Source organism: Pseudomonas sp. V98_8 (assembly GCF_029967975.1).
Taxonomy (GTDB): Bacteria; Pseudomonadota; Gammaproteobacteria; order Pseudomonadales; family Pseudomonadaceae; genus Aquipseudomonas; species Aquipseudomonas umsongensis.
Genome location: NZ_JASCAE010000031.1, coordinates 21,215 through 48,105, shown reverse-complemented (window position 1 = coordinate 48,105; position 26,891 = coordinate 21,215). Strand labels below are relative to the sequence as shown.

Here is a 26,891-nt window from a genome sequence, read left to right as displayed (position 1 = left end):
GCTGCCGCAGGCTGCGATCTTTTGATCTTTGTTTTTAAAATCAAAAGATCGCAGCCTGCGGCAGCTCCTACACAGGCGCAGGCGGCTTATCTGTCAGTCAATTTGACCGGAATAGGCACTGTACAGCCCCAGTGAGCTGGTTAAGATTCCTTCATCCGTTTCCTGCCTTGAGGTCTTCATGCGCTTTTGCGATTTGCTCGACGCTGTTCGCCGTCAACCACTGGAACTGTCGATCCCGACTGGATGGGCGCAAGGCCGTGCCAGTTTCGGTGGCCTGGTGGCTGCCTTGCAGTACGAAGCCATGCGCGCCAAGGTGCCAGCGGACCGACCGGTGCGCTCACTGGCAGTCACCTTTGTCGGCCCGGTCGAGCCCGACGTGCCGGTCAGTTTTGAAGTCGATGTATTGCGCGAGGGCAAGGCGGTCAGCCAAGTGCTGGGCCGCGCAATGCAGGGCGGCCAGGTAGTCACCCTGGTGCAGGGCAGCTTCGGCGCCTCGCGTCCATCGGAAGTGGCGGTGCAAGCGTTGCCGGCACCCGAGATGAAGCACTGGGACGACTGTCAGGAATTGCCTTTCATCGAGGGCGTGCTCCCGCAATTCATGCAGCACCTGGCAATGCGCTGGAGTGTTGGCGGGTTGCCATTCACCGGCAATACATCGCGTCAAATGGGCGGCTGGGTGCGCTTGCGTGGTGATGTGAAGGAGGAACCTGTCACCGAAGCGCACATCCTGGCGCTGGTGGATGCCTGGCCACCAGCCCTGATGCCGTTTCTGAAGAAGCCGGCGATGGGCAGCACGCTGACCTGGACCATCGAATTCGTCCAGCCATTGCTGGCGCTAAGCACCCTGGACTGGTGCAAATACCTGGTTGAAACCGAGCATGCCGCCGACGGCTACGGCCATGCCGCGGCGAAGCTGTGGGACGTGGAGGGGCGGTTGATTGCCATGAGCCGGCAGACGGTGACGGTGTTCGGCTGATCAATGTCGACGGTGGCGTTCGCGCCAGGCGCGCCACCAGCCGCCGCTGAGGACGTATCGCGGGAAGGTCAGGAACTGCTCGACCAACAAGCGTGAAACCGCATCTTTGCGATCGCTGAATGGCTCGGAGGCTTGCGCCTCCAGGGTATGGCCATGACGTTGCAATCCCAAGGCGGCAATTACACCGATGACGCCGATGGCGAAATTCGCCAGGTTCAGGCCGAATACCCCGCAGGCGATCAGCAGGAAGGCGACAATGAACAGTGGCACGGCAATCAGGTGCAACACCAGGTTGGTCGGGTGCTGGTGATTGTTCGGGTACGCACGCCATTGCCAGGCGGGAAGGTTGGGGTGACGTTTACCCATGATGCTTATCCTCGATCCTTGTTGAACTCATGAATCAAGGATAGGCCCGGTAAATGCAGGCGGCGAATCAAGCTTGGCTATCGAAGCGATAGGGGTCATGTTCACCCTCGATGTTATAGCTTGAGCTGCCCTATCGCCGTGCTCAACTCCCCGGCCAACACCGCCAGTTCATCACTGGTGGTAGCCGAGCTGACGGTCTGGCGCACGGTATTTTCGGTCACATCGCGGATGCTCACTACCGCCCGGTTCATCTCTTCGGCCACCTGGCTTTGTTGCTCGGCCGCCACGGCGATCTGGGTGTTGCTTTCGCGCATCTGCGCCACTGCCCCGGTAATCTGCGCCAACGCGGCCCCAGCCTCCTGGGCTTGCTGTACGCATTCATCGGCCTTGAATGAACTCTCCTGCATGAAGTCCACCGCATCGCGAGTACCTGATTGCAAGGCGGACACCATCACGGTGATTTCATCGGTGGAGGTTTGGACGCGCTTGGCCAGGTTGCGTACTTCATCGGCGACCACCGCAAACCCACGGCCCATTTCGCCGGCCCGGGCCGCTTCGATTGCCGCGTTCAGCGCCAGCAGATTGGTCTGCTCGGCAATGCTGTGAATTACGTTGACCACACCGTTGATCTTCTGGCTGTCCTCGGCGAGGCGCTGGATCATCTCGGCGGTCTGCTGCACCCCGGTAGACAGTCCGGCAATCGATCGCTGTACCCGCATGACCACTTCCTGCCCGCTGCCGGCCAAGGTGTCGGCAGATTGCGAAAGGTCTCGGGTGGCACCGGCGTGCTGGGCGATGTGATAGACGGTGGCGGTCATTTCATTGATGGCCGTTGCCGCCTGATCGGTTTCGCTCTGCTGGCCAAGCATGCCATGACGCACTTCATTCATGTTCGATGCCAGGCGTGCGGCGCCTTCGTCCAGTTGTCGGACGGTGCTGGCGACGGTACTGACCACGCCTTGGTAACCGGCCTGCATGGCGTTGAAAGCGTTGGCCATCTGCCCGACTTCGTCGCTGCAGGTCAGCGGGACACGGGCCGACAAGTCGCCAGTTTTTTCAACGTGGAGCATCACGTCTTTCAGGGTATTGAGTTGACTGAGCAAAAAGCGAATCAACAACTGTGAGGCACCGAGCATCGCCAGCATCAGGATAAACACCGCCAGCGCATAATTGACAACACGCTCGCTGAACACCTGGCCCAGGCTTGGACCATGGGCAATCAAGGCGACCCGCTGGCCGTCAGTGCGGGTGAAGACTTCGGCGCCGATCGGCGGGTTGCCACCGAAATACGGCAGCGCGTCGAACTCGACCCAGCCGGTGGCATCGGCCAGTGCCTGCAGCGGCTGTCCGTCCAACCGCGGTGCCTGGCCGTGATCGAAGGTCAGCAGGTTCCCGGCCCTGGGCAACGGCTGCCCGGCAGGCCAGGCTTCGAGCAATCGCGCCTGGGCCTGGGCCGATTCCTGGGCGGCATGGCTGCGGGCTTGTTGTTCGAGTTGCACGGCATAAAACACCAGCAGTAGCGTGGTGACGAAAGCGACGGCGTTCACCGCCCAGAATTTGTACTTCAGTGAGATGTTGCTAAGCCAGGCACCCATGGAGGTCTTCTCTGATAGCGGAAACAGTTTTGGCAAGGTGCCATTATTGTGCCGCTATTGTTGGGCTGAACGCTTGATGCAGGTCAAGATTGCGAGGCTTGCTTGCAAGACGCCATCGCAGGGCGTAATGCGCTATCCTGCGCGCCCTGAAAATTTACCAGCTACAGGATCCGCCCCCATGAAAGCCGCCCTCATCGAACTCATCAGCAACATCAGCTCCGGGTGCATGGCCGATGACGAAATCGAGAAAGTCGCTGATGAAGCGGCCCAGGCTTACGCTGATCCGGCGGCTTTCCTGAACGCCAACCCGGACATCAACTACGACGACAGCTTCCCGATCCCGCTGGGTGAGTGGGTCGTGGTTGGCAGCCTGCCCGAAACCGTGTTGTTTCAGGCCGACACCTATGTGGACCTGTTTGCCCAGATCGTCGCCTCGTTCGGCCCCGGGGTTGAGTTCAATCTCAAGCCCAAGCAGTTGGCCAGGACCGAAGCCCTGACCGCACTGAATCGCATCCAGGTGCAGATGAGCAGCCTGAACAAGGAAAACGGTGGCTACACGCTGATGAACTTCAGCCAACTGCTGGACGATGAACTGCAAGTGGTGCTGGTCTATGGCAATGCCGTGCCTCGGGTGCTCGAACTGTGCGCGCAAGTCGGCATCGCCGCTGCGCCATCGCTGGAAGCCTTGAAAGTGGCGATCCACGTCTGAACCGGTAAAGCTGTCAAAAAAAGGGAACCCTGTTCACGGCGGGCTATCCTAAGAGGGCATATCACTCTTCAGGAGCGTCATCATGGGTTCCACGTTCAATAGCCTGGTTGGCTTGATCATTCTTGCCTTGGACATCTGGGCAATCATCAACGTGCTGAAAAGTGGCGCCGAGACCGGAATGAAAATCTTCTGGGTGCTGTTGATCCTGTTGCTGCCGGTTCTGGGCCTGATCATCTGGGCCATTGCGGGCCCACGAGGAAATGTGCGCATCTGAAGCGAAACACTCGCCGGAACATTGCCCGGCGCCCGAGGTCGAGATAGGTGTAAGCCCATCCATGGGTTTTATCGAGGAGGCACCGATGCAAAGGTGGAAAGTCACTTTCGTGGATGATCATGGTGAAATAATCGACGAAGTCTTCGAGTGCGATGAGTGCCCGAGTCACGAAAAGGCCGCCAAACTCATCAAGGAACGATTGCTTCCCGTGGCCGCCGAACTGGATTTGAACGACTATGAGGGCCGGACCCCTGATGCAGGCGTCAAAAGCCTGAAAGCCCAGAACAGTATTGAAATTCGCAGCATCACCCCCGTCTGAACCTCTTCTCGTTATCGACTACAGAACCAGGCCTTGGCAGCGGCTCTATCTTGGGGCTACTCTGCAAGCGAGATCAGCGAATGGATCGCTAAGGTCTGGTCTTGTCAGCTCCATGCTTGTTTCCCGTCGCGCGCACCCTTGGGTTCGCACAAGGGAGTACGGAAAGTCTATCCATCAGTTTGAGGAGGACGTTTCATGAGCACAGCCTATCAAGAAGACATCAGCAGCAGTGTACTGCGCCGCATGAAAGAAGGCGGTTTTGACTTTTCCCGGTTCCATCCCATCGAGTTCTACGCCATTTTCCCGGACGAGGAGCGGGCACGCAGGGCGGCAGGTCATTTCCACCGTGGTGAATCCCTGGATGCGCAAATCAGTGTGCGCGACGATGGCGCCTGGGCGTTGGAATTGTGCAAGGTCATGTATGCGACCTACGACGACATTGGCGATTTCGAACAGGGTTTCGAGGCAGTGGTCGAGCCTCTGGGCGGCATCATCGAAGGCTGGGGTGTGAAACAGGAGGTACGAGGGCGACTCGCATAAACCTATGAACAGTTACAACCAGCAATGACGGCTAACCTTCGGGTTGGCCGTTTTCGTTTTTGCCGATGGCAATCAAACAAGGCCGACCCGATCGCCGGCAAGCCGGCGCCTACGGTCTATGCTGGTGATGGGCGACGACAACGCCTTGCAATGAAGCGGGGGCCGTCAGGTGGGGGCATTTGCCGCACAGGATTGGTGCGGCGCTCGCGTAGTGATTATCCAACCGATTGAAATCAAAGCGTTTCTGCCGATGGCACGGGCCTTGCGAAGGCCTGTATGTCCGGGTGACAAGGAGTACGGCATGATCCGCACCTATTTTGATGAAATGTACGACGCCGGCGGCCAGGTCCGCCCGCATTATCGGGAGTTTGCCCGTTGGCTGGCCGAGACGCCTGACGAGCTTCTGGCACAACGGCGACGCGAGGCCGATCTGCTGTTTCATCGCGCCGGGATTACCTTCACGCTCTACGGTGATGAGCAGGGCACAGAGCGCCTGATTCCCTTCGACACCATCCCGCGCAGTATCCCCGCCAGCGAATGGCGTGTGGTCGAGCGCGGCTGTATCCAGCGGGTCAAGGCGTTGAACATGTTTCTCGCCGACCTTTACCACGAGCAGCGCATCATCAAGGCCGGGATCATTCCGGCCGAGCAGGTGCTGGCCAACGAGCAGTACCAGTTGGCGATGCAAGGCCTGGACCTGCATCGGGATATCTATTCGCACATTTCCGGCGTCGACCTGGTGCGCGACGGCGACGGCACGTACTACGTGCTCGAAGACAATCTTCGTACACCGAGCGGCGTCAGCTACATGCTCGAAGACCGCAAGATGATGATGCGCCTGTTCCCCGAGCTGTTTGCGGCCCAGCGCATTGCCCCGATCGACCATTACCCGAACCTGTTGCTCGACACCCTGAAAAGCTCAAGCCCGATCGAAAACCCGAGTGTCGTGGTGCTGACGCCGGGGCGCTTCAACAGCGCTTTCTTCGAGCATGCGTTCCTGGCGCGGGAAATGGGCGTGGAACTGGTGGAGGGCGCGGACCTGTTCGTGCGTGACGACAAGGTGTTCATGCGCACCACCGACGGGCCGAAAGCCGTCGATGTGATTTACCGCCGTCTCGACGATGCGTTCCTCGACCCGCTGGCGTTCAATCCCGACTCGATGCTGGGCGTGCCCGGCCTGCTGTCGTCCTATCGTTCGGGCAATGTCGTGTTGGCGAACGCCATCGGAACCGGGGTGGCGGACGACAAATCGGTGTATCCATTCGTCACCGACATGATCCGTTTCTACCTGGACGAAGAGCCGATCCTGAAAAACGTGCCCACGTGGCAGTGTCGCAATCCTTCTGAACTGTCCCACGTCCTGGCCAATCTTGCGGAGCTCGTGGTCAAGGAAACCCAAGGCTCCGGCGGCTACGGAATGCTGGTGGGGCCCGCGGCAAGCACCGCGGAAATCGAAGCCTTCCGCGCACGCATCATCGCCAAGCCCCATGCCTACATCGCACAGCCGACGCTGTCGCTGTCGACCTGTCCGACCTTTGTCGAAAGTGGCATCGCGCCACGCCATATCGACCTGCGTCCGTTTGTACTGTCTGGCCGCGAAACCCGGGTCGTGCCCGGCGGCTTGACCCGTGTCGCCCTGCGCGAAGGCTCCCTGGTGGTGAATTCCTCCCAGGGCGGCGGAACCAAGGACACCTGGGTGGTTGAGGATTGAAGGAAGCCTGACATGTTAAGTAGAACTGCCTCGGATTTGTATTGGATGTCGCGTTACCTGGAGCGGGCGGAAAACCTCGCGCGGATGCTCGACATCAGTTATTCGCTGTCGCTGATGCCCCAGGATGGCCGTGGTAACGGCCTGCACGAATTGGCCATGCCGTTGCTGATTACCGGCACGCTGGATGATTATCTCGAACGCCACGGCGAGCTGCATGCCGAAAGGTTGTTGCATTTCTTTGCCCTGGACGCGGCCAACCCGGCCAGCATCTACAGTTGCCTCGGCGCCGCACGGGCCAGTGCCCATGCGGTACGTGGCCGCATCACCGCCGACATGTGGGAAAACATCAACGCCACTTGGCTGGAGATTCGCGGCATCGCCGAACAGGGCCTGGGCCGCTACGGCATGAGCCGTTTCTGCGAGTGGATCAAGGAACGTTCCCATCTGTTCCGTGGTGCGTCCTACGGCACCATCATGCGCAACGACGCGTTCCGTTTCATCCGCCTGGGGACGTTCATCGAAAGGGCCGACAATACACTGCGCCTGCTCGATGCGCGCTATGAAATGGCCGGTGATCAGGCCGAAGCGGTCAGCGACGGCACGGCCCACGCCTATTACCAGTGGAGTGCGCTGTTGCGGGCCCTGTCGTCTTTCGAGGCGTACACCGAGATCTACCGTGACGCCCCCGGCGCCCGGCATGTGGCCGAGTTGCTGCTGCTGCGGGCCGATGTTCCACGCTCCTTGCGCGCCTGCACCGAAGAAATCGATCTGATCCTGGCGCAACTGCCGGGGGCCAATGGCCGCCCGGCACAGCGCCTGGCTGCGGAGATGGACGCACGATTGCGCTACACCGGCATCAACGAAATCCTCGACGAAGGCCTGCATGCCTGGCTGACCGAGTTCATCCCGCTGGTGCGCCAGTTGGGTAATGCCATTCACAGTTCCTACCTGGAGGCTGCATGAGACTTTCCATAAGCCACGAGACCACCTATCACTACGAGGATCAGGTGCGGGCGAGCATCCAGTACCTGCGGCTGACGCCTCACGACAGCGAGCGCCAACACGTGCTCAGCTGGCAGCTCGATCTGCCGCGGCCGGTGCGAGCGCAACTGGACCCCTTCGGCAACATCCTGCACGTACTGACCATGGACGAACCTCACGCGGCCATCATCATCGGTGCCCGTGGCCAGGTTGACATCGACGAGTTGCGCGAAGCCGAGCACGAGAGCCAGTCGGCATTGCCGTTCCTGCGTTTCACCCGGCTGACCGAGGCCGACCAGGCGCTACGCGCGTTCGCCGACAAGGCTTGCAAGCAGCGCCGCGACCGAACGGCGCTGATCGACTTGATGCATGGCTTGAACCAGCACATGACCTACACGCCGGGCGCCACCGAAGTGGACACCAGCGCCGCGCAGGCTTTCGCCGGGCGTTCGGGCGTGTGCCAGGACCATACCCACGCGTTCCTCGCCTGCGCCCGCAGCCTGGGCGTGCCGGCGCGCTATGTGTCGGGTTACCTGTACAGCGAAAACAGCGAACACCTGGCCAGCCATGCCTGGGCCGAAGCGTGGCTCGATGACGCCTGGTACAGCTTCGATGTGACCAATGAACTGGCCCGTCCTGAACGCCATTTGAAACTGGCGGTGGGGCTCGATTACCTGGACGCCTGCCCGGTACGTGGCATGCGCCGCGGTGGTGGGTGTGAGCAGATGCATGCCAAGGTGTTCGTATCGCCGACGCCTGCGCCGGTGATCTCCGTGCAGCAACAGTAAAATCGGGGATACCGCTTCGCGAGCAAGCCCGCTCCCACATTTGATCTTTGTTGGTCACAAATTCTGTGTTCGCAGAAGATCGAATGTGGGAGCGGGCTTGCTCGCGAAGAGGCCGGCCCAGACACCACAAACTCAGGGTTTAACCTTGCGCCCGGCCATGTGCTGCAAATACCCCACCAACATCTGCAGATCCCCATCCGGCAGCACCTCGGCCGAGAACCCCGGCATTTTCGCCTGCGGCCACTGGCGCAAACTCTGCGGGTCGCGGATATAGCGCTGGAGGAAATCCGCGCCGAAGTACTCGGTCGGGTTGTACGGGATATTCAGGTCCGGGCCGAACTGCGAATCCCCGGCACCGTTGAGTCGATGGCACGCCAGGCAGTTTTTCTGAAACAGCGCAAAGCCCTTGTTCACCGGATCGTCGGCCTTCAACGCAGGATCAGGCAGCAGGGCAGGGAAGCGCGCGGCCACCGGTGCCATGCGCTTGATGCTGGCGACTTCGAACGGCCATTGTTCCGGGCTGATGTTGCCTGCCCGCGGATCGGTCCAGACCAGGTAAAACGGCCCGGCGCTGTGTTTGCCTTCTGCCAGCGGCGGCCACGGCTGGGCCGGATCTTCGATCGCCAACCAGGCACGCGCGCCTTGGGTATTGAGCAGCGGCGCCGCTGACAACTCGGCCGCGAAGCCGTCCAGCGCCACGGCTTGCAGGTGATCATCAGGCTGGATGTCGGTCATTAGCGCAGCGAGCGGCACGGCGCGATAGGTCATGTCACGCTTGTAGGACACGTCATTGCTGATATTGATGGTCTGGACCTGAGGATGCTTGAGCAACTCCTCGGTTTGCCACGTGCGACTGTTCGCGCCCAGCTCCAGGTTCAGCTGTGCGGCATGAAGAGGCGTGCTGAGTAGCAAGGCCCCGAACACAATAAGCGTTTTCAAATGATCGCCATCCATGTCGTGCAAGTGCCGCAAAGGTTGGCACAGCCAGGCTGGCCCGGGAAGCGAGCCAGTCACATTTTTACATGGCGATTAAAGACCTGCCGCCGTCTTTTCAAGATCGACTAACCGATCACCTTGGTCAGGTTTGGCAAAATCAACAATAGAGTGGTGGCGAAAAGAATGAGTCCGGCTTGACGAACTTTAGATTGTTTGAACATGGCTGACCGCCTTTTTTTTTGTTATTTCCTGATGCCTGCCTGCCCATCTCCATGACGGCAAACGTTGCACTTCCTGTAGCACGAGCGCCTCGGCAAAACCCGACGACAACTTCGTACACCTTCACCTTAGAGCCCGCGTCACACTTGGTTTAGATCCATTTAGTATGGTGTTCTCACCGAATGCTATTAAAACGGCATGAGGCCTATTGCCAGCTTCTTGGGCGGCCTTTTGCTAGACACCTGCGTGTGCTGAACCCCATCGCCGGTGGCGGGATGACCGTCCGTCTGAGCGTGGGGGTCAACGTTGGTGAGCGTTGCGGTCATTGAATGGCCGGCAGCTCGGAATAAGGTGGAGGCTCTCTGGTAGATCAAAATATCGCAGCCCCATCAGGTTCGAGGACGCCATGACCCAAGCTTTGATTTTCGACGCGTTACGTACGCCCCGTGGCAAAGGCAAGCCCAGTGGCGCCTTGCACAGTGTCAAGCCGGTGAGCCTGGTGGCCGGCTTGCTCACGGCGCTGCAACGGCGAACCGACCTTGATACCAGCCAGGTCGACGACGTGGTGCTCGGATGCGTGACGCCCATCGGTGACCAGGGCTCCGACATCGCCAAGACCGCGGTCCAGGTGGCGGATTGGGACGTCAGCGTGGCGGGCGTGCAGATCAATCGTTTCTGCGCCTCTGGGCTGGAGGCAGTGAACCTGGGGGCGATGAAAGTCCGTTCCGGTTTCGAAGACCTGGTGGTGGTCGGCGGCGTCGAGTCCATGTCACGCGTCCCCATGGGCAGCGACGGCGGGGCGTGGGCGCTGGACCCGCAAACCAACCTGCACGGCCATTTCATTCCACAGGGCGTGAGCGCCGACCTGATCGCCACGCTTGAAGGTTTCAGCCGGCAGGACGTCGATGCCTACGCCTTGCACTCGCAACAAAAAGCCGCAAGGGCGAGGGCTGACGGGGCTTTCAAAAACTCATTGGTGCCGGTGCAGGACCAGAACGGCATCATCCTGCTCGATCATGACGAGTTCATCCGCGCCGAATCGACCCTGGAAGGCCTTGGCAAACTCAAGCCGAGTTTCGAAATGATCGGGCAAATGGGGTTCGACGCCACTGCGCTGCGGGTTTTCAGCCAGGTGGAGCGGATCGATCATGTACACACCCCCGGCAACAGTTCCGGGATCGTCGATGGCGCGGCGTTGATGTTGATCGGCTCCGAAGCCATGGGCCGGGTCCTGGGCTTGCAGCCACGGGCGCGGATCGTCGCCACCGCAGTCACCAGCACCGATCCGACCCTGATGCTCACCGGTCCTGCGCCGGCCACCCGCAAGGCGTTGGCCAAGGCCGGGTTGCGGGTCGACGACATTGATCTGTTCGAGGTCAACGAGGCGTTTGCCTCGGTGGTGTTGAAGTTCATCAGGGACATGGCCGTCGACCCGGAAAAAGTCAATGTCAATGGTGGTTCGATTGCCATGGGCCACCCGTTGGGCGCCACAGGCTGCGCCATTCTCGGCACGCTGCTCGATGAACTGGAAAGTCGGAGCCTGCGCTATGGCCTGGCGACCTTGTGTGTCGGCGGCGGCATGGGCATTGCCACCATCATCGAACGCCTCTGAGCCCCGATTGCAAGGAACCTGTATATGAGCCAAGCCATTCGCTACGAAAAAGGCCAGGACCGGATCGTCGTCCTGACCATCGACCTGCCGGGCCAGAGCGCCAACACCATGAATGCGCTGTACCGCGAGGCCATGGCCGACTGTGTCGCCCGCCTGCAGGCCGAAAAAGACAGCATCGCGGGCGTGATCATCACCTCGGCCAAGAAAACCTTCTTTGCTGGCGGCGATCTCAATGAACTGATCAAGGTCGACAGGCCCCAGGCCACGGCCTTTTACAACAGGGTGCTGAGCCTCAAGAGCCAACTGCGCACCCTGGAAACCCTTGGTAAACCCGTGGTCGCCGCAATCAACGGCGCGGCGTTGGGTGGCGGCTGGGAAATCTGCCTGGCTTGCCATCACCGCATAGCGCTGGACGATCCCTCCCTGCAACTCGGCCTGCCGGAAGTGACCCTCGGTTTGCTGCCGGGTGGTGGGGGAGTGGTGCGCATGGTGCGAATGCTGGGCATTGAAAAAGCCCTGCCGTATCTGCTCGAAGGCAAGAAATTAGCCCCGCAGAAGGCCTTGCAAGCGGGTTTGATCGATGACCTGGCGAGCGATCGCGAGGCGCTGCTGAGCAAGGCGCGCACTTGGATCAAGGCCAATCCAACGGCTGTCCAGCGCTGGGACGTGAAGGGATATCAAATTCCGGGTGGCACGCCGTCGAACCCGACAGTCGCCCAGATGCTGGCGATTGCACCGTCGATCCTGCGCAGTAAAACCCAGGGTACGTTGCCCGCGCCGGAGAAAATCCTGTGTGCGGCGGTGGAGGGTGCCCAGGTGGATTTCGACACGGCGCAGCTGATTGAAACCCGTTACTTCACGGAGCTGGTCACCGGCCAGGTCGCGAAAAACCTGATCGGCACCTTCTGGTTCCAGCTCAACCAGATCAATGCCGGTGGTTCGCGTCCTGAAGGTTTCGCACCTTATGTGACGAAAAAAGTTGGCGTGCTCGGCGCCGGGATGATGGGGGCGGGTATCGCTTTTGTCAGCGCGTCCGCCGGTGTCGACGTGGTGCTCAAGGACGTCAACCTGGCGGCGGCCGAGAAGGGCAAGGCGCATTCAGCGGCGTTGCTGGACAAGAAAGTGGCGCGCCGGCAAATCAGCGTCGAGCAACGTGAAGCCGTGCTGGCGCGCATCCATACCACGGACAATGACGCCGATCTGGCAGGCTGCGATCTGATCATCGAGGCCGTATTCGAGGACCGCGAATTGAAGGCCAGGGTCTCATCGGCCGCGCAAAAAGTAGTGGGCGCCGATGCAGTGATCGCCTCCAACACCTCGACCCTGCCGATCAGCGGCCTGGCCACGGCGGTGCCCGACCCGAGCAAATTCATTGGCCTGCATTTCTTCAGCCCCGTGGAAAAAATGCCGTTGGTGGAAATTATCAAGGGCGCCAGCACCAGCGACGAAACCCTGGCCCGTGGGTTCGATTTCGTGCTGCAAATCAGGAAAACCCCGATCGTCGTCAACGACAGTCGGGGTTTCTTCACTTCTCGGGTGTTCGGCACATTTACCAATGAAGGCATTGCCATGCTGGGTGAAGGCGTCTGCGCGGCGATGATCGAGACCGAGGCGCGCAAGGCCGGCATGCCAGTCGGACCTCTGGCGATCTCCGACGAAGTTTCCCTCAGCCTCATGAGCCATATCCGACAGCAAACCGCCAAGGACCTGCAGGCAGAGGGCAAGGTGCTGGTCGAACACCCGGCGTACGCCGTGATCGACTTGCTGCTCAGCGAGTACAAGCGTGCAGGCAAGGCCGCCGGGGGTGGGTTCTATGAATACCCGGCGGGCGGGCAAAAACAATTATGGCCGGAACTGAAAACCCGCTTTGAAAAGGCTGATGGGCAGATTTCGCCCAAGGATGTGCGCGATCGCCTGCTGTTTGTGCAAGCCATCGAAACCGTGCGCTGTGTGGAGGAGGGCGTGTTGACGTCGACGGCGGATGCCAACGTCGGTTCGATCTTCGGTATCGGCTTCGCTGCCTGGACCGGCGGTGCACTGCAGTTCATCAATCAGTACGGGGTCAAGGACTTCGTCGCTCGCGCCCAGTACCTGGCCGGGCAATACGGCGAGCGCTTCGCACCACCGGCCCTGCTGCTGGAAAAAGCCGCCAAGGGCGAGGCGTTTTAGGGATCGGTGACACACTGCGGGGCTTGCCTTGTCACGGTGTTTCAAGGCAGGCTCTGGGCTGTGCATTATTCCCATCACGTGTCAGGTATTTTTTATGTCGTTACGCATCTGCATTTTGGAAACCGACAACCTGCGTCCGGAATTGGTCGACCAATATCAGGGCTACGGGCAGATGTTCAAACACCTGTTTTCGCAGCAACCCATCGCCGCTGAATTCACGATCTATAACGTGGTACAGGGTGAATATCCCAGCGATGACCTGACCTTCGACGCCTACCTGGTTACCGGCAGCAAGGCTGACTCCTTTGGCACCGATCCGTGGATCCAGACCCTCAAGGAGTACTTGCTGACCCGCTATGAGCGTGGCGACAAACTGTTGGGCGTGTGCTTCGGCCATCAGTTGCTGGCGCTGTTGCTGGGCGGCAAAAGCGAACGTGCAACGCAAGGCTGGGGCGTTGGCACCCATAAATACAAACTCGCTGCCAAGGCTCCCTGGATGAACCCGGTGAGGGAAGAGCTGACCCTGTTGATCAGCCACCAGGATCAGGTCACCTCGCTACCGGAAAACGCTACGGTGATCGCCTCCAGCGATTTCTGCCCATTTGCCGCCTACCACATCAACGACCAGGTGCTGTGCTTCCAGGGACATCCGGAATTCATCCACGACTATTCCCGGGCCTTGCTGGAAATTCGCCAGCAGGCGCTGGGGGAGCAGGTGTATTCCAAAGGAATCGCGAGCCTGGAAAGTGAACACCACGGCACCACGGTCGCCGAGTGGATGATGCGGTTTGTGGCGCACAAACCCGAAGCCCTTTAACGGCTAAAACCTTCGCGAGCAGGCTCGCTCCCACACGGAACTGTGCAGCATCGAAGATCCGATGTGGGAGCGAGCCTGCTCGCGAATATCCCAGACACATCGGTCTCGATTACAACCACCCCGACCTTTTGAAGCTCGCCCACAACCCCACACACCCCACCGTGATAAACGCCAGAACCCCGAAGTACCCGTAATGCCAGGACAACTCCGGAATGTTCTGGAAGTTCATCCCGTAAATGCCCGCCACCGCCGTCGGGAACGCCAGGATCGCCGCCCACGCGGCAAACTTGCGCTGCACCACGCTCTGGCGTGAGGCTTCCAGCAACACCCCGACCTCAATGGTCTGGCTGGCAATGTCCGCCAGGGTCGTCAGGTCCTCCATCTGCCGCGTCACATGAATCTGCACGTCGCGAAAATACGGGCGCATGTTCTTGTCGATGAAGGGAAAGCTCAGCTTTTGCAGTTCCTCGCCAATTTCCACCATCGGCGCCGCGAACCGACGCAAGCGCAATACATCGCGGCGTAGGCTGTGGAGTTTTTGAATGTCGTGCTCGTTCAGGGAGCCGCACATGACGTTGCGTTCCAGCTCATCGATTTGAGCATGAATGGCTTCGCCCATCGGCTGATAATTTTCAATGACGAAATCGAGGATGGCATAGAGAACGAAGTCCTCCCCATGCTCCAGCAACAACGGGCGCGCCTCACAACGCTGGCGGACATACGCGTAGGACGCCGAATGGCCGTTGCGCGCGGTGATGATGTAACCATTGCCGGCAAAAATATGGGTCTCGATGAACTTGAGCTTGCCTTCTTCCATGATGGGCGAATACGTGACAATGAACAGCGCATCGCCAAAGGTTTCCAGCTTCGGACGGCTGTGTTTTTCCAGGGCGTCTTCAATGGCCAGTTCATGCAGGTTGAACTGGCGTTGCAGGTTGTAAAGTTCCTCGGCGTTCGGCTCTTCAAGGCCGATCCAGACAAAGTGGCCTGGCTTCGCAGCCCAGGCTGCGCCTTCGTCGAGGGTGATGTTGGTGACTTTTTTACCAGCGCTGTAAACCGCAGCAGCAACAACTCTACCCATGATGTTGATTCACTTCTTCTTGGCAGCGTTCAGCTTAGCCTTGTCTGCTATCGAGAGTCAGTGAAATCTTGTAGGAGCCGGCTTGCCGGCGATGGCGCCCGCTCAGGCGATGAATTTGTCGACGGTCAGACTGCATTCAAGCGGCTTGCAATTGCCGATCCATCGAATCGATGCATTCGCGCATCTGCTCGCGACACTGGGCCATCAGCATGGGCATGTCATCCAGGCTCAATCCCGCGGTCGGAATGGCCGGCAAGGAACGGATCAGAATTTTCCCACTGCGCCAGCGGTTCAATCGCATGTGCTTGACGTAACTGCTGACGCACACCGGTACGATGGGCACCCCGGCTGCGATGGCCATCTGAAAGGCGCCTTTTTTGAACGGCAACAGCTCTTCGCCCAGGTTGCGCGTGCCTTCCGGGAAAACCCAGATCGAAGTGTCTTCGTTTTGCAGGGTATGGGTGGTGGTCAACATCGACTGACGCGCCTTCTGCGCATTGCCACGGTCGATCAGTACATTGCCGGCCAGCCAGAACAACTGCCCGAACAAGGGCACCCATTTCAGGCTCTTTTTACCGATGCATACCGTACGGCGGGGCACCACATTACCAAACACGAACAAATCATAGTTGGACTGGTGGTTGGCAATGATCACGCAACTGTCGGGTTTGTCCATCAACGGCCCGACGTCGGCTTTTACCCGCAGTCGCAGTATGCACATGGCTGGCCAAGCATAGAGGCGCGCGCACAGGCGACTGTTGTCCGGATTGAACGGGCGACACAGGCCAAGCACGACGCCCAGCACGCCCGCCACAATAAAGTGCAGGCCCATCAAAGACATACGTAAAGCGAACAGCATTTGCAGGCCCCACCGGGACAAAAGGTGGCGCAGTGTACGGATGTGCACTGTTTTCGGCAATTGCCACTATAGAGGCGGGAGATAGGCGATGTTTGAGCGCATGTTTCCGACTGATGGGTCAGACGCGCTCTAGAGCGGTCGCAGGCTTTTCAACGTGGCGCGTACGAAAAGCCCGACACGACGGTCGGGCTTTTCGTTGCTACCTGTCAGGGCTTAACCCATATGCTCCTGATCCAGCATGATTGCGTTGTCCAGAGTTTCCAGCAGTGCCTTGCGTACTTTGAGCTTGGTGTTCTTGTGCGCGGTCATGTTGATCTTCTTCAACTGTCGAGCCGCTGTCAGTGCTGCACCTTGCAGCTCCTCGGCCGACACCACCACGTCAAGGAAACCGGCATCCACCGCAGACTGCGGATTGAACATCTCAGCGTTGATCACCGAACGGTGGAACGCCGATTTGCGCAGGCGATCACGGGCCAGTTCGATACCCGCGTGGTGCATGGTCATGCCGATCTGTACTTCATTCAGGCCAATGCTGAACGGACCGTCGACACCGATGCGATAGTCGGCGGACAGCAGTAGAAACGCGCCCTTGGCCACGGCATGCCCAGGGCAAGCCACAATCACCGGGAAAGGGTGTGACAACAGGCGACGGGCGAGCGTCGAGCCGGCAGTCACCAGCGCCACGGCTTCTTTAGGGCCAGACGTCATCACCTTCAAATCGTAACCGCCCGAGAGAATCCCTGGCTGACCGGTAATGATCACCACCGCGCGATCAGTCACTGCCTGATCCAGCGCAGCGTTGAACGCTGCGATCACGTCCGGAGAGATGGCATTGACCTTGCCGTTACTCAAGGTCAGGGTCGCGATACCGTCTTCGAGGTGGTAGGAAATCAACTCACTCATGACGCTAATCCTTTCAGTAAAGTAGGGCAGACGTTACTCACCGACACCCGCCAGGTAAAGCGCCGTGACTGACTCGCCGGTCACGCTTTACGCCGTCGGCGAGCGTCACCCGGCACGCCAGCCGCGGATCGCCGGCTATATAGAGAGGCATGCCAAGCCGGAGATTGGCCGGTTTGCCATTACCTAGGGCAACCAGAAACAGCTATGCGAGTTAAGCGCATGAAAATTCTGAAAAAAATGTTTGCCATCAGAAAAGCTTTCGACTACATTAGCGCGCCTCGACAGACAGAACTTGTTTGAAGAGATACGGTGAAGTGTCCGAGTGGCTTAAGGAGCACGCCTGGAAAGTGTGTATACAGGAAACTGTATCGAGAGTTCGAATCTCTCCTTCACCGCCACATTTATACGAAAAAGCCCTGATTATTCAGGGCTTTTTCGTTTCTGCGTTTCTGAAAAGATCCCAGCCCGCGACAATGCTTACCCTGGCATCGCCCAGGACTGCAGCGTGTAGCCCCCCTGGCTCAACTCGGCGCGCACTTCTTGCAGCAGGCTTTCCAGCTGCGCCGGGTCGGAATAGGTGCTGCTTGGAATCTGTTTGCGACAAATTCGAGTGGCGGCCCGGTCGATGACGGTCAGGCTCAGGTCGCCATTACCGTCTTGCGGAGCCCAGGCGACGCATTGAAAGGGTTCGAATGCTCGACCTGCAATCAAGAGTGCTTCGTTGATGCGGAACGGGGTGCTCATGGAGCCTCTCTCCTTGTACCCAAACAAATGAAGTGCCGCCGGTTGGGCTTACCGGCGGCTATCTATTGCGTTTGCGTGATTTGATTCGTCTGTGCGATCAATCTGCTGTGTTGCAGGCAGTGTTGCGCTGCGCAGCACTCCACAGCAGTCTTTCATTGCTTTACAAAGCTTCCTGGCGCCGGCTCCAGAGGCGGGTATTGGTCATTGCCGATGTGCGCAACCGCGGGTTGACGCTCGCCTGAGTGCCCCGCCAGCCAGTTGAACCAGTCATTCCACCAGCTACCTTGTTGCTGCTCGGCATTCTTGAACCAGGTCTCGGGGTTTTTAGTCACCCTATTGTTGGTCCAGTAATGACGCTTCTGCTTGGCCGGCGGATTGACGACGCCGGCGATGTGCCCGGAAGCACCCAGTACGAAACGCTTGGGCCCGGAGAGCAGGTGGGTGCTGGCGTAGGCACTCTTCCACGGCACGATGTGATCGTCATGGGTAGCGAGGATGTAGGCGGGAGCGTCGATTGCACGAAAATCCAGCCGGGTCCCGCAGCACTCCAGCTCGCCTGACTTCAAGTCGTTCTGCAGGTAGGTGTGGCGCAGGTACCAGCAGTACATCGGCCCGGGAAGGTTGGTGCTGTCGTTGTTCCAGAACAGCAGGTCCAGTGGAATCGGCTTTTGCCCCTTGAGGTATTTGTCGACGTTGTAGTTCCACCACAGTTCGTTGGGGCGCAGCAGGGAAAAGGTATTGCCCATGTCCTCGCCACGGAACAGTCCGATAGGGCCGTTGACACCGCCAATGGTGCGCTCGCGGTAGGCCACCAGTTCTTCATCGACGAAGATGTCGATGGGGCCGGTATCCAGGTAATCGAGGAACGTGGCGAACAGGCTCAGGCTGGCGATCTCGCGGTCGCCACGTGCAGCCAATACGGCCAGCGCCGTGCTCAACAGGGTGCCGCCAATGCAGAAACCCACGCAATTGAGGCGCTGTTGGCCACTGATCTCGCGGGTCACTTTCACGGCGTTTATCACCCCGTGCTCGATCAGGTCATCCCAGGTGGTACCGGCGTGTTCCTGGTCAAAGTTGCGCCAGGAGACCAGGAATACGGGATGTCCCTTTTCCAGCAGGTGGCGGACCATCGAGTTGTCGGGGCGCAGATCAAGGATGTAGTACTTGTTGATCGATGGAGGTACGACTAGCACCGGCTGTTGGTACTGGGTTTCGCTTTGCGGGTAGTACTGGATGAGTTGGAAGATGCGATTCTCGAAGACGACTTCGCCGGGGGTATTGGCCAGGTCGACTCCCACCTTGAAGGCGCCGCTGTCGCACTGGCGCATTTTGCCTTCGTTCATATCGCTGGCCAGGTGCTGCATCCCTGTGATCAGGCTGGCGCCTTGGGTCTCGACCGCACGCTGCAACGCATCAGGGTTACTGACCAGGAAATTGCTCGGTGCACTGGCGGCAATGGCTTGTTCCACCAGATAGCGCAGGCGTTGGCGTGCTTTCTTTTCGTCGATTCGCAGCTTGTCGAGCAGTTTCAGCAGGAAGCTGGAGTTGAGCAGGTAAAAGGCAGCAAGGGAGCCGAACAGGGGGGCGCTCCAGTTGCCACTGGTGAAGCGTCGATCATCGAAGCTGAAGGGCTGGCCGGTCAGCAGTTTCTGGCCGAGTTGCGCCCATTCAACCTGATAGTCCGCTTGGAGGCTGTCCAGGGTCTCGCGTGGCAGGTCGAACCAGGTGTCGTGGTCATGCCCGGAAAACCAGGGATTGGTGCTCACCCATAGGCGCAATTGTTGCACTGCAAAAGAGGCGATGAACGGAACCTGTCCTGACCAGAAGGTTTTGAATGTATGCGCGTTGTTGTCCATAAAATTCATACCGATGTGCCGGGCAGAAAAAAGCCGCGCTATACCGGATTGCGGCGTAGCGACGGCAAGGGAGGCGGGCAACGTTGTCCGAGGCCAGCCTGATGCGCGGAGCAAGGAGCCCGCGTCCGCGCATTGGCTATTCGTATGCCGTTGGTTAGCGTTCGATAGCCAGGCCGACGCCTTGTCCGCCACCGATGCACAAGGTGGCCAACCCTTTCTTGCCATCGCGACGGATCAGTTCGTGCACCAGCGACACCAGGATCCGTGCGCCCGACGCGCCGATCGGATGGCCAAGGGCGATCGCGCCGCCATTGACGTTGACTTTGCTGGTGTCCCAGCCCATCTCTTTGCCAACCGCCAGCGCCTGGGCGGCGAAGGCTTCGTTGGCTTCGATCAGGTCCAGGTCCTCGACGCTCCAGCCGGCCTTTTGCAGGGTCAGGCGTGTGGCCGGGACCGGCCCTATGCCCATGATCGACGGGTCCACGCCGGCGCTGGCATAGGCCTTGATTTTGGCCAGTACTGGAAGGCCCAGCGCCTGGGCTTTGGCGGCGCTGGCCAGCAACAGAACGGCCGCACCGTCGTTGAGGGTCGAGGCGTTGCCAGCGGTTACGCTGCCGTCGTTCTGGAAGGCCGGTTTGAGTTTGGCCAAGGCTTGCGCCGTGCTGTCGACACGCGGCTGTTCGTCGGTGTCGAAGGTCAGCGGTTCGCCCTTGCGCTGAGGGATCAGGATCGGTGTGATTTCGCTCTGGAAACGCCCGCCCTCAATGGCGGCGGCGGCCTTCTGTTGCGAGGCGGCAGCGAAGGCATCCTGTGCTTCACGGGAGATTTCGTACTTCTGCGCCAGGTTCTCGGCGGTGATGCCCATGTGGTAGTCGTTGAATGCATCCCACAGGCCATCTTGGATCATGCTGTCTTGCAGTTGTGCATGGCCCATGCGCAGGCCGGTGCGTGCCTTGGGTAGGACATAGGGGGCCAGGCTCATGTTTTCCTGACCGCCAGCGATGATCAGTTCCGCGTCGCCGCAACGGATGGCCTGGACGGCGAGGTGGACCGCCTTGAGGCCGGAGCCGCAGACCTTGTTCAAGGTCAGGGCAGGCGTGGTGTGAGGCAAGCCAGCCTTGATCGCGGTCTGGCGTGCCGGGTTTTGCCCGGCGCCGGCGGTGAGCACCTGGCCGAGGATCACTTCATCAATGTGCGCAGCTTCGACACCCGTCTGCTCCAGCAGGCGGCGAATCACTGCTGCACCCAGTTCGGTCGCGGGAATTGCAGACAAGGCACCCTGGAAACTGCCAATGGCGGTACGAGTAGCGGCAACGATTACGACTTCGTTCATGCATGACCTCATGGAAAAGACAAAATTCGACGAGCAAACCAGGGCATTCAGGCCCGGGTCAGGGTTACTGCATGTTCATGCCGCCGTTTACCGAGAAGTCGGCACCGGTGCTGTAGGCGGATTCATCGGATGCCAGCCAGGCCACGATCGAGGCGATCTCTTCCGGCAGGCCAAGGCGACCTACCGGGATTCCCGAGATCATGCCTTCGAGAATGTCCGGGCGAATGGCTGCGGTCATGGAGGTCTGGATGTAGCCTGGGGATACGGTGTTGACGGTCACGCCCTTGCCGGAGACTTCCCGGGCCAGTGCCATGGTGAAACCATGGATGCCAGCCTTGGCGGCGGAGTAGTTGGTCTGGCCGAACTGGCCACGCTGACCGTTGATCGAGGAGATATTGATGATCCGCCCCCAACCTTTGGAGAGCATGCCCTCAATGACCTGCTTGGTGGTGTTGAACAAGCCTGTCAGGTTGGTCCCGATCACGCTGTTCCAGTCTTCTGGAGTGAGCTTGCGAAAGGACGCATCGCGGGTGATGCCGGCGTTGTTGACCAGCACATCGATCTGCCCGAATTGTTCACGAGCCATCTCGAAAGCCTTGCGGGTCGACTCCCAGTCGGTGACGTCGCCATAGATGAACTCGAACTCGTAACCTGCCTCACGCTGGCTGGCAGCCCAGGCGTCCTTGCGGCTGGAGTCAGAACTGCAGCCGACGATTACCTTGAATCCTTCCTTGTATAGACGTTGGCTGATTGCTGTACCGATACCGCCCATACCACCCGTTACCAAAGCAATACGACTACGCGATTCCATACATCTACTCCGTTTTTTTTTGCGCTGCAGGAGGTGGTGATTGTTGGTTATCGACGGGCTGTGGGGGAAGTGTTTGAAGGTGACGTTCTCCTGTCCTTCGGTGCCACCCTGGGAGTGAGGGGATGGCAAAAAGCGCGGAGTACCTATACTTGGATCAATACTTAGAACTGAATGGATAGTTAATATTTCTGCAACAGAGTTGAAATATGTTCTACACGTGTCAGCATCGGCTCCGGACAGGACGTTCGGTTCCACTGGTCATTGAGGACGCCATGTACAGGATAAGTTCAGGTTATGCCAGCGTGCTGGCGAATACGTTTTTTGCCCAGGGTCTCGACCTGGCCGCTTTGTGCGAGGAGGCGGGGCTGGATGTCGGGTTCGTGAATAAACCAGGAGCATTCTGCGAGCGAAACGTTATCTATCGTCTCTGGGATCTGGCGGCCGAGGCATCGAACGATCCGAATATCGGTCTGAAAGCCTACGGGGAATGCCATCCCAGCAGTTTCCAGATCGTGGGTTACACGATGATGTCCAGTTCGAACCTGAAAAGGGCGCTGGAACGCCTGGTCCGTTTCAGCCCGTTGATCGGAACCGGATTCAGCCTTTTCCTTGTACAGGAGGAGCAGCATTACCGATTGGCCAGTCTCGATCATCAGCAAGATGGCTCGGTCAAACCCCGGCAATACACGGATGCTGCCTTGGCGTCGCTGCTGGGTTTCTGCCGTTGGCTGGCAGGTGGCAAGTCACCGCAACCCATGAGTGTGGAGTTCTCCTATCCCGAGCCGGAAGACACGTCGCAGCATCAGCGACTTTTTGGCTGCCCGCTGAGTTTCGGGGCGGCCTATGACAGCATCCTGTTCGATGGCCAGGAGCTCCTGACGCCATTGAGCATGGCCAACGAGGCGTTGGCCACGCTGCATGACAGTTTTGCCGAAGCTCAATTGGACCTGTTGTCCGGTTACTCGATCGTTGGCAGGATTCGTCGCCTTTTGACCGAGCGCTTGAGCCAGGGGCAAGGCCAGGGGCAGTGTGATATGGAGTCGATTGCAGCAGCGCTGAACATCAGCAAGCGCACACTTCAACGGGGTCTTGAGAAGGATGGCACGCAATTCAAGGATGTCCTGAGCGATGTGCGCCGGCAGATGGCCGAATTCTACTTGCGCCACTCTCATTTCAACCTGAAGCATGTCACCCACCTGCTCGGCTTTCATGATCACAGCAGCTTCCACAAGGCGTGCACCCGTTGGTTCGGTATGACCCCCGGCCAATATCGAACCCATGAGTCGTTGCCTGTGCTCAAGGACATCGTGCCGGTCCTACCCATGAGTGCTATAGGTCGGAGCGGGGATCACAAGATTCCAGGCTTCGCCAAAGATTACGTCGAACGGATGCACCGCTAATCTCCTGTGAAGGCACATTGAGAGATGGGGCTCCACGAGGGCCTCCAGGATGACAACCGATTCATCGGGCGATCGACTCAGGTGCCTGGAGATTTCTCGCAGGCTGGGCGCCGGCGAAGGCGCCCAGTGCGCCGTAAATACCGTAAAAGCAGATCTCCTGAGTAGCGTCACGCACATCGCGGTACGCATTCAGGGTGTCTTGCATCTGGTTGGAGAACAGTTCCTGCCAGGCCAGCAGCGGGTTGTCCTCGTGTACGGGGCGACGATTACGATTGACCGCGGAAATTGTCCCGGGTAACCACCACAGCGCTGGATTCAAGCTACTCCAAAACAACTGCTGCTGATGGAAGGGGTGTGTCCTGCGCATCCATTCGGCCATGGGCTCGTTGACGACTTGACGCAGCCACGGACGTATTGATCCGTCGTAAAACGCGTTATTGATTTCAGAGGTGCGCACTACCGACGAGAATTCGCGATCGTCGTCACGGGCTGGCTCGTCGTCATCGTGGATATCGGCAATTCGCCTGGGTTCGAAGCGCACTCGGTATTGCACGTCACTGCTGCCTGAAGGGGCCGGCAGATCGTCAATCAGCATTTCATGCAGCCCCGGCGGCAGCGCATTGATGGTTTCGACCGCGCCGAGCAACCCCCGGTGTTCGCGTCGCGCGACCTGGCCGGAAACAAAGATCCCCAAATGGCCGATGCTGGCGTGCCGCAGGTAGACGATAGTGCGGCCTGCCTCCTGCAAGGCGAGATCGCTGGAATAGATATCGGCGATCCAGTTCAATGCCTGCTGGGGAGGGGTGATGTTGTCGCCGAAGGAACAGAACACCACCACCGGCACTTCGATCTGTTTCAGGTCGATACCGTTGCTCTTGCGGTCGGGACCGCCCGACAATTGGTTGCCGATGAACAGATCATCGACAATCATCTCGATCTCTTCGCCATTGAGCAGGGTCGGGCTGCCCCACCAGCGTTCGAAGTCGAGGAAGCGCTCAGCCTCGCTGTCGACCTGGCTGAACAACTGGTAGTACTTGCCCCAATAGGTGTTGGCCGGGTCCAGGTTTTCGAAGTTGCTGACCAGCCAGGTACCGTCAAATCGGCCATTGCCCAAGTCGCTGCCAAGGCGAGCCATCCAGCCGCCACCCAGCAGGCCGCCGGAATAGCGCATGGGATTGCGTCCATTGACGCCGGCCCAGTAAGACAAGGGGGCGCCGTTGATAATGATCAGTCCCGGGAGTTCCGGTCGTGAGGCTGCCAGTCCCATCAAGGCCCAGCCTGCCTGACAGTTACCGATGATGATCGGCTTGTCGTTGGCTGGGTGCAGGGCGCTGACGGCTTCGATGAACCGGGCCTGGGCCTGGACGATATCGTCCAGGGTTTGCCCAGGCTGTGGCGAGTGACTGAAAGAGATGAAGTAGGTGGGGTGCCCGGCCCTGAGGCTCTCACCTATGATCGAATCCTGCTTGAAACCACCGATTCCCGAACCATGTCCGCCGCGCGGGTCAATGATGATCACCGGCTGGCTGTTACTGTCGATTTCTTGCTCGGTGCCGGGGAGGATCCGCAACAGTGAAAAATTGACCGGGCGCGCAAGATCAGGGCCAGCGATCAAGGTTTCATGATCGAACTTGAGCAGCAGTGGATACCCGGCGCGTTCATGGGCCAGCCTGTTGTCGCCGCGCTGGCGCAGGGTGTCCCAGAACAGCAGGCAGCGTTGGCCGAAGTCGATGACATATTCCTGCCATTGAGCGGGAGTAGGTTGTCTGAGTTGGCCGCGTTTCAGGGGCGTGAGGGTTTTTTTCTGGCGTTGGCGCACAGCCTCGAGGACGTTCAGCGCATTGAGGCGCTGCAGATGACTCAGGTGTTCCCACAGGCCGCGTTGTGAGGCGGGTTTTTCCTGTTGCGATGCACTAGTGTCTTCCTGGTCCATGGTGATCTCCCGAGGATTATGCATGTTGAGCACGCGTCTGCGGCTCATTGACAAAGCGAAGGCTTTGGCTGTCCGTTCTTTAACAGGAGTCTATAGCGATTATGGGGAGGAGGGGAAAGTCTTTTGTGCGGTGCACAAAAATCGTTGCCAAAAGAAATTGTGCACTGCAATATAAACCCTAACGCGATGACCGGCAGGATCGCTATCGCGTCCTCAGGCCCGAGTCGGCCTTCAAACCAGGAGATTCAAGCATGTCTTTTTTCAACTCGGAAAAATTGCAAGACGCTCAGAAAGCCAACCTCGACCTGCTGCAGCAAATCAGCGGCAAAATCTTTTCCAGTGTCGAGCAGCTGAGCCAGTTGCAGTTCAAGACCCTGCAGGCTTCCACCGAGGAGCAGTTCGACGGCCTTCGCAAGCTGCTTTCGGTTCGTGATCCCCAAGGATTCGCTGAGCTGCAGGCTTCTTTCACCCAGCCAAATGTGCAAGTCGAACGTCTTGTCGATTTCAATCGCCAAGTGCAAGCGTTGATTGTCGATACTCACTCGGAAATCGCCAAGCTGACCTCGCGTCAGTTCGAGGCGGGCACCCAGCAGGTGCAAGAGTTCGTTGAAGTGATCAGCAAGAATGCACCGGCTGGCTCCGAGCCGGTGGTGTCCGGGTTCAAATCGTCGCTGGCCAATGCCGGTGCCGTTTTTGAAAGTGCACAGAAAGCTGTAAAACAGGCTGCTGACGTTGCCCAGAGCAATTTTGACGCAGCGACCGCTGCAGTTGGAAAAACCGCAGCTGGTGGCAAGGCTGATAGCAAGTAAGCCTGACCAGGCTGGTTACAGGATGGCGATGGGGTTTACTCCCCATCGCCATTTTTTTTCGGCCCGCCATCGGCACCTGGCTTGCCGGGTGGCACCGCGCCGAACATTCCGAACAGGTTCTGGGTATTCATGTAGAGCGCTTTTGACTGGTCGACATACTGGCGCATCAAATCCTGCATCACCGGAGCCTGCTGGTGCATGAACGCGCTCCAGGTTTCGGAGGATTGAGCGCCGGTCTGGGACTGGATGTCGATGACCGTCTGGATGCTTTTATCCAGATAGCTGCCGAGGACGCTCTGGTAGGGCCCGTAGAACTGGATGATCCCCATCAGCATCTCGCTGGAAAATATTGGCTGGCCGCCACTTTCGGCTTCCAGAATGACCTGCAGCAAAATACTCCGGGTCAGGTTCTCGCCAGTCTTGGCGTCGACCACCTCGAACGGGATTCTATCGACCACCAACTGGCGAATATCCGCAAGGGTCAAATGACTGCTGGTGTGCGTGTCATACAGACGGCGATTCGGGTACTTCTTGATCAGGCGGGTGGTGTTCCGACTGTTTTCTGTCATGCGGGGCTACTCACGGCGAGCCTGGTTTGCTGGCATCTTATCCTACTCTGGGCAGTGCCACTCTTATGTGTTGCCTCACAATCACACCGCGGTGTAGGTCAAACTGCTCTGACAGGCTTCGCCCATTCGTCGGGCATTCGGTTGTCTGAACCACAAGTCCGTTAATGACCGGCTAGTCTCAAAATCCTTGGTGATCGATATTTTTCGGGCAAAGGGCTTGCCGGTGTCGATCGCATATTTTGAGAGGGGTGAAGCGATGACTGAACCGTATATCGAAGACGACGGCGCAGAATATCCGATCAACAATTACGTTCAATGCGGCCAGACTGAGTATGTAGCCAGCTTTGGCGAAGATCAGGCCAAGGTCCTCAAGATCAAGACCAAGGCTTGCCGAGCACTGAAGGGAAAATTCCTGCCCAAGCTTACAGAACCGGCCAGTAAGTAAATGACCCGCGAGCGAACCCCGTCATCGAACGGGGTTTTTTGTGCTTGAAATGTGAACGAATATTTAAGCCGGGAATTTTTCACAAACTTTTCACAACGCCGTACGTAGGCTCAACTCATCCGTTAGAAGCAACACC

General features: G+C 58.9%; 27 protein-coding genes and 1 tRNA gene. 16 read left to right on the top strand and 12 right to left on the bottom strand.

Annotated features, from left to right (window positions below; genetic code table 11):
* Window positions 1–178: 178 nt before the first annotated feature.
* Window positions 179–976 carry a thioesterase family protein gene (locus tag QLG10_RS08920; RefSeq protein WP_188263793.1) on the top strand — a complete coding sequence of 266 codons (798 nt, stop codon included), beginning with the start codon at window positions 179–181 and terminating at the stop codon, window positions 974–976.
* On the opposite strand, the gene QLG10_RS08915 is transcribed toward QLG10_RS08920, so the two are convergent.
* Window positions 977–1,342, bottom strand: a complete 366-nt coding sequence (locus QLG10_RS08915) for an Mpo1-like protein (RefSeq protein WP_020796123.1) — start codon at window positions 1,340–1,342, stop codon at window positions 977–979.
* 113 nt (window positions 1,343–1,455) lie between these two features.
* A complete protein-coding gene (locus tag QLG10_RS08910) occupies window positions 1,456–2,937 on the bottom strand; it encodes a methyl-accepting chemotaxis protein (RefSeq protein WP_282486918.1) in 1,482 nt (493 codons plus the stop codon).
* Between the two features lie 178 nt (window positions 2,938–3,115).
* Here QLG10_RS08910 and QLG10_RS08905 point away from each other — a divergent pair, with 178 nt between their 5' ends.
* The 7 genes from QLG10_RS08905 to QLG10_RS08875 all read left to right on the top strand — a co-directional run bounded on the left by QLG10_RS08905 (window position 3,116) and on the right by QLG10_RS08875 (window position 8,259).
* Entirely contained in the window at window positions 3,116–3,646 is a 531-nt protein-coding gene (locus QLG10_RS08905) for a hypothetical protein (RefSeq protein ID WP_282486916.1), read from the top strand.
* 82 nt (window positions 3,647–3,728) lie between these two features.
* Window positions 3,729–3,920, top strand: a complete 192-nt coding sequence (locus QLG10_RS08900; protein ID WP_020796120.1) for a PLDc N-terminal domain-containing protein — start codon at window positions 3,729–3,731, stop codon at window positions 3,918–3,920.
* 85 nt (window positions 3,921–4,005) lie between these two features.
* Window positions 4,006–4,239 carry a hypothetical protein gene (locus tag QLG10_RS08895; protein WP_110749591.1) on the top strand — a complete coding sequence of 78 codons (234 nt, stop codon included), beginning with the start codon at window positions 4,006–4,008 and terminating at the stop codon, window positions 4,237–4,239.
* 195 nt (window positions 4,240–4,434) lie between these two features.
* Window positions 4,435–4,779, top strand: a complete 345-nt coding sequence (locus QLG10_RS08890; RefSeq protein ID WP_020796118.1) for a ribonuclease E inhibitor RraB — start codon at window positions 4,435–4,437, stop codon at window positions 4,777–4,779.
* A gap of 301 nt (window positions 4,780–5,080) precedes the next feature.
* Window positions 5,081–6,490, top strand: coding sequence for a circularly permuted type 2 ATP-grasp protein (locus QLG10_RS08885; protein ID WP_110749589.1), 1,410 nt, complete (start codon window positions 5,081–5,083; stop codon window positions 6,488–6,490).
* A gap of 12 nt (window positions 6,491–6,502) precedes the next feature.
* Window positions 6,503–7,453 carry an alpha-E domain-containing protein gene (locus tag QLG10_RS08880; RefSeq protein WP_020796116.1) on the top strand — a complete coding sequence of 317 codons (951 nt, stop codon included), beginning with the start codon at window positions 6,503–6,505 and terminating at the stop codon, window positions 7,451–7,453.
* Window positions 7,450–8,259, top strand: a complete 810-nt coding sequence (locus QLG10_RS08875) for a transglutaminase family protein (RefSeq protein ID WP_110749588.1) — start codon at window positions 7,450–7,452, stop codon at window positions 8,257–8,259. Before QLG10_RS08880 ends, QLG10_RS08875 begins: the two co-directional genes overlap by 4 nt.
* A gap of 132 nt (window positions 8,260–8,391) precedes the next feature.
* On the opposite strand, the gene QLG10_RS08870 is transcribed toward QLG10_RS08875, so the two are convergent.
* Window positions 8,392–9,213, bottom strand: coding sequence for a cytochrome c (locus QLG10_RS08870; protein ID WP_110749586.1), 822 nt, complete (start codon window positions 9,211–9,213; stop codon window positions 8,392–8,394).
* A 607-nt stretch (window positions 9,214–9,820) separates the two neighbouring features.
* Here QLG10_RS08870 and QLG10_RS08865 point away from each other — a divergent pair.
* The 3 genes from QLG10_RS08865 to QLG10_RS08855 all read left to right on the top strand — a co-directional run bounded on the left by QLG10_RS08865 (window position 9,821) and on the right by QLG10_RS08855 (window position 14,012).
* Complete coding sequence (locus tag QLG10_RS08865; RefSeq protein WP_110749583.1) at window positions 9,821–11,026, top strand: acetyl-CoA C-acetyltransferase; 1,206 nt, start codon at window positions 9,821–9,823, stop codon at window positions 11,024–11,026.
* 24 nt (window positions 11,027–11,050) lie between these two features.
* Window positions 11,051–13,195 (top strand): 3-hydroxyacyl-CoA dehydrogenase NAD-binding domain-containing protein, encoded by a 2,145-nt coding sequence (locus tag QLG10_RS08860; protein ID WP_282486909.1) that lies wholly within the window; start codon window positions 11,051–11,053, stop codon window positions 13,193–13,195.
* A 94-nt stretch (window positions 13,196–13,289) separates the two neighbouring features.
* Window positions 13,290–14,012 (top strand): amidotransferase, encoded by a 723-nt coding sequence (locus tag QLG10_RS08855; protein ID WP_282486907.1) that lies wholly within the window; start codon window positions 13,290–13,292, stop codon window positions 14,010–14,012.
* Between the two features lie 109 nt (window positions 14,013–14,121).
* Here QLG10_RS08855 and QLG10_RS08850 read toward each other — a convergent pair whose 3' ends face one another.
* The 3 genes from QLG10_RS08850 to QLG10_RS08840 all read right to left on the bottom strand — a co-directional run bounded on the left by QLG10_RS08850 (window position 14,122) and on the right by QLG10_RS08840 (window position 16,855).
* Entirely contained in the window at window positions 14,122–15,093 is a 972-nt protein-coding gene (locus QLG10_RS08850; protein ID WP_110749578.1) for a magnesium and cobalt transport protein CorA, read from the bottom strand.
* A gap of 136 nt (window positions 15,094–15,229) precedes the next feature.
* Window positions 15,230–15,952 (bottom strand): 1-acylglycerol-3-phosphate O-acyltransferase, encoded by a 723-nt coding sequence (locus tag QLG10_RS08845; protein ID WP_020796108.1) that lies wholly within the window; start codon window positions 15,950–15,952, stop codon window positions 15,230–15,232.
* Window positions 15,953–16,165: 213 nt separating this feature from the next.
* Window positions 16,166–16,855 (bottom strand): crotonase/enoyl-CoA hydratase family protein, encoded by a 690-nt coding sequence (locus tag QLG10_RS08840; protein ID WP_110749574.1) that lies wholly within the window; start codon window positions 16,853–16,855, stop codon window positions 16,166–16,168.
* Window positions 16,856–16,919: 64 nt separating this feature from the next.
* Here QLG10_RS08840 and QLG10_RS08835 point away from each other — a divergent pair, with 64 nt between their 5' ends.
* Window positions 16,920–17,042, top strand: coding sequence for a hypothetical protein (locus QLG10_RS08835; protein ID WP_282486904.1), 123 nt, complete (start codon window positions 16,920–16,922; stop codon window positions 17,040–17,042).
* Window positions 17,043–17,163: 121 nt separating this feature from the next.
* Window positions 17,164–17,253, top strand: a tRNA-Ser gene (locus QLG10_RS08830).
* 79 nt (window positions 17,254–17,332) lie between these two features.
* Here the strand turns inward: QLG10_RS08830 and QLG10_RS08825 are convergent.
* The 4 genes from QLG10_RS08825 to phbB all read right to left on the bottom strand — a co-directional run bounded on the left by QLG10_RS08825 (window position 17,333) and on the right by phbB (window position 21,599).
* Window positions 17,333–17,599 (bottom strand): hypothetical protein, encoded by a 267-nt coding sequence (locus QLG10_RS08825; protein ID WP_033040196.1) that lies wholly within the window; start codon window positions 17,597–17,599, stop codon window positions 17,333–17,335.
* A 152-nt stretch (window positions 17,600–17,751) separates the two neighbouring features.
* On the bottom strand, window positions 17,752–19,455 hold the full coding sequence (gene phaC, locus QLG10_RS08820) for a class I poly(R)-hydroxyalkanoic acid synthase (RefSeq protein WP_282486968.1): 1,704 nt from the start codon (window positions 19,453–19,455) through the stop codon (window positions 17,752–17,754).
* A gap of 154 nt (window positions 19,456–19,609) precedes the next feature.
* Entirely contained in the window at window positions 19,610–20,788 is a 1,179-nt protein-coding gene (locus QLG10_RS08815) for an acetyl-CoA C-acetyltransferase (RefSeq protein ID WP_188263798.1), read from the bottom strand.
* Window positions 20,789–20,852: 64 nt separating this feature from the next.
* The gene (phbB, locus tag QLG10_RS08810; protein WP_110749569.1) at window positions 20,853–21,599 is read right to left on the bottom strand and encodes an acetoacetyl-CoA reductase; all 747 of its coding nucleotides are present in this window, start codon (window positions 21,597–21,599) and stop codon (window positions 20,853–20,855) included.
* Between the two features lie 272 nt (window positions 21,600–21,871).
* Here phbB and QLG10_RS08805 point away from each other — a divergent pair, with 272 nt between their 5' ends.
* Window positions 21,872–22,999 carry an AraC family transcriptional regulator gene (locus QLG10_RS08805; protein ID WP_248678316.1) on the top strand — a complete coding sequence of 376 codons (1,128 nt, stop codon included), beginning with the start codon at window positions 21,872–21,874 and terminating at the stop codon, window positions 22,997–22,999.
* A gap of 61 nt (window positions 23,000–23,060) precedes the next feature.
* Here QLG10_RS08805 and QLG10_RS08800 read toward each other — a convergent pair whose 3' ends face one another.
* Complete coding sequence (locus tag QLG10_RS08800) at window positions 23,061–24,932, bottom strand: DUF3141 domain-containing protein (RefSeq protein WP_282486896.1); 1,872 nt, start codon at window positions 24,930–24,932, stop codon at window positions 23,061–23,063.
* Window positions 24,933–25,183: 251 nt separating this feature from the next.
* On the opposite strand from QLG10_RS08800, the gene phaP reads away from it, so the two are divergent.
* The gene (gene phaP / locus QLG10_RS08795; protein WP_110749563.1) at window positions 25,184–25,741 is read left to right on the top strand and encodes a TIGR01841 family phasin; all 558 of its coding nucleotides are present in this window, start codon (window positions 25,184–25,186) and stop codon (window positions 25,739–25,741) included.
* Window positions 25,742–25,776: 35 nt separating this feature from the next.
* Here phaP and phaR read toward each other — a convergent pair whose 3' ends face one another.
* Entirely contained in the window at window positions 25,777–26,310 is a 534-nt protein-coding gene (gene phaR / locus QLG10_RS08790) for a polyhydroxyalkanoate synthesis repressor PhaR (protein WP_110749562.1), read from the bottom strand.
* Window positions 26,311–26,566: 256 nt separating this feature from the next.
* Between phaR and QLG10_RS08785 the strand changes: the two genes are divergently transcribed.
* On the top strand, window positions 26,567–26,755 hold the full coding sequence (locus tag QLG10_RS08785; RefSeq protein WP_110749796.1) for a hypothetical protein: 189 nt from the start codon (window positions 26,567–26,569) through the stop codon (window positions 26,753–26,755).
* Window positions 26,756–26,891 lie beyond the last annotated feature (136 nt).

Excerpts from the sequence above, each read along its gene's own strand:
- QLG10_RS08920 (WP_188263793.1), top strand. The coding sequence starts at position 179 with ATGCGCTTTTGCGATTTGCTCGACGCTGTTCGCCGTCAACCACTGGAA.
- QLG10_RS08915 (WP_020796123.1), bottom strand. The coding sequence starts at position 1,342 with ATGGGTAAACGTCACCCCAACCTTCCCGCCTGGCAATGGCGTGCGTAC.
- QLG10_RS08910 (WP_282486918.1), bottom strand. The coding sequence starts at position 2,937 with ATGGGTGCCTGGCTTAGCAACATCTCACTGAAGTACAAATTCTGGGCG.
- QLG10_RS08905 (WP_282486916.1), top strand. The coding sequence starts at position 3,116 with ATGAAAGCCGCCCTCATCGAACTCATCAGCAACATCAGCTCCGGGTGC.
- QLG10_RS08900 (WP_020796120.1), top strand. The coding sequence starts at position 3,729 with ATGGGTTCCACGTTCAATAGCCTGGTTGGCTTGATCATTCTTGCCTTG.
- QLG10_RS08895 (WP_110749591.1), top strand. The coding sequence starts at position 4,006 with ATGCAAAGGTGGAAAGTCACTTTCGTGGATGATCATGGTGAAATAATC.
- QLG10_RS08890 (WP_020796118.1), top strand. The coding sequence starts at position 4,435 with ATGAGCACAGCCTATCAAGAAGACATCAGCAGCAGTGTACTGCGCCGC.
- QLG10_RS08885 (WP_110749589.1), top strand. The coding sequence starts at position 5,081 with ATGATCCGCACCTATTTTGATGAAATGTACGACGCCGGCGGCCAGGTC.
- QLG10_RS08880 (WP_020796116.1), top strand. The coding sequence starts at position 6,503 with ATGTTAAGTAGAACTGCCTCGGATTTGTATTGGATGTCGCGTTACCTG.
- QLG10_RS08875 (WP_110749588.1), top strand. The coding sequence starts at position 7,450 with ATGAGACTTTCCATAAGCCACGAGACCACCTATCACTACGAGGATCAG.
- QLG10_RS08870 (WP_110749586.1), bottom strand. The coding sequence starts at position 9,213 with ATGGATGGCGATCATTTGAAAACGCTTATTGTGTTCGGGGCCTTGCTA.
- QLG10_RS08865 (WP_110749583.1), top strand. The coding sequence starts at position 9,821 with ATGACCCAAGCTTTGATTTTCGACGCGTTACGTACGCCCCGTGGCAAA.
- QLG10_RS08860 (WP_282486909.1), top strand. The coding sequence starts at position 11,051 with ATGAGCCAAGCCATTCGCTACGAAAAAGGCCAGGACCGGATCGTCGTC.
- QLG10_RS08855 (WP_282486907.1), top strand. The coding sequence starts at position 13,290 with ATGTCGTTACGCATCTGCATTTTGGAAACCGACAACCTGCGTCCGGAA.
- QLG10_RS08850 (WP_110749578.1), bottom strand. The coding sequence starts at position 15,093 with ATGGGTAGAGTTGTTGCTGCTGCGGTTTACAGCGCTGGTAAAAAAGTC.
- QLG10_RS08845 (WP_020796108.1), bottom strand. The coding sequence starts at position 15,952 with ATGCTGTTCGCTTTACGTATGTCTTTGATGGGCCTGCACTTTATTGTG.
- QLG10_RS08840 (WP_110749574.1), bottom strand. The coding sequence starts at position 16,855 with ATGAGTGAGTTGATTTCCTACCACCTCGAAGACGGTATCGCGACCCTG.
- QLG10_RS08825 (WP_033040196.1), bottom strand. The coding sequence starts at position 17,599 with ATGAGCACCCCGTTCCGCATCAACGAAGCACTCTTGATTGCAGGTCGA.
- phaC (WP_282486968.1), bottom strand. The coding sequence starts at position 19,455 with ATGGACAACAACGCGCATACATTCAAAACCTTCTGGTCAGGACAGGTT.
- QLG10_RS08815 (WP_188263798.1), bottom strand. The coding sequence starts at position 20,788 with ATGAACGAAGTCGTAATCGTTGCCGCTACTCGTACCGCCATTGGCAGT.
- phbB (WP_110749569.1), bottom strand. The coding sequence starts at position 21,599 with ATGGAATCGCGTAGTCGTATTGCTTTGGTAACGGGTGGTATGGGCGGT.
- QLG10_RS08805 (WP_248678316.1), top strand. The coding sequence starts at position 21,872 with ATGTACAGGATAAGTTCAGGTTATGCCAGCGTGCTGGCGAATACGTTT.
- QLG10_RS08800 (WP_282486896.1), bottom strand. The coding sequence starts at position 24,932 with ATGGACCAGGAAGACACTAGTGCATCGCAACAGGAAAAACCCGCCTCA.
- phaP (WP_110749563.1), top strand. The coding sequence starts at position 25,184 with ATGTCTTTTTTCAACTCGGAAAAATTGCAAGACGCTCAGAAAGCCAAC.
- phaR (WP_110749562.1), bottom strand. The coding sequence starts at position 26,310 with ATGACAGAAAACAGTCGGAACACCACCCGCCTGATCAAGAAGTACCCG.
- QLG10_RS08785 (WP_110749796.1), top strand. The coding sequence starts at position 26,567 with ATGACTGAACCGTATATCGAAGACGACGGCGCAGAATATCCGATCAAC.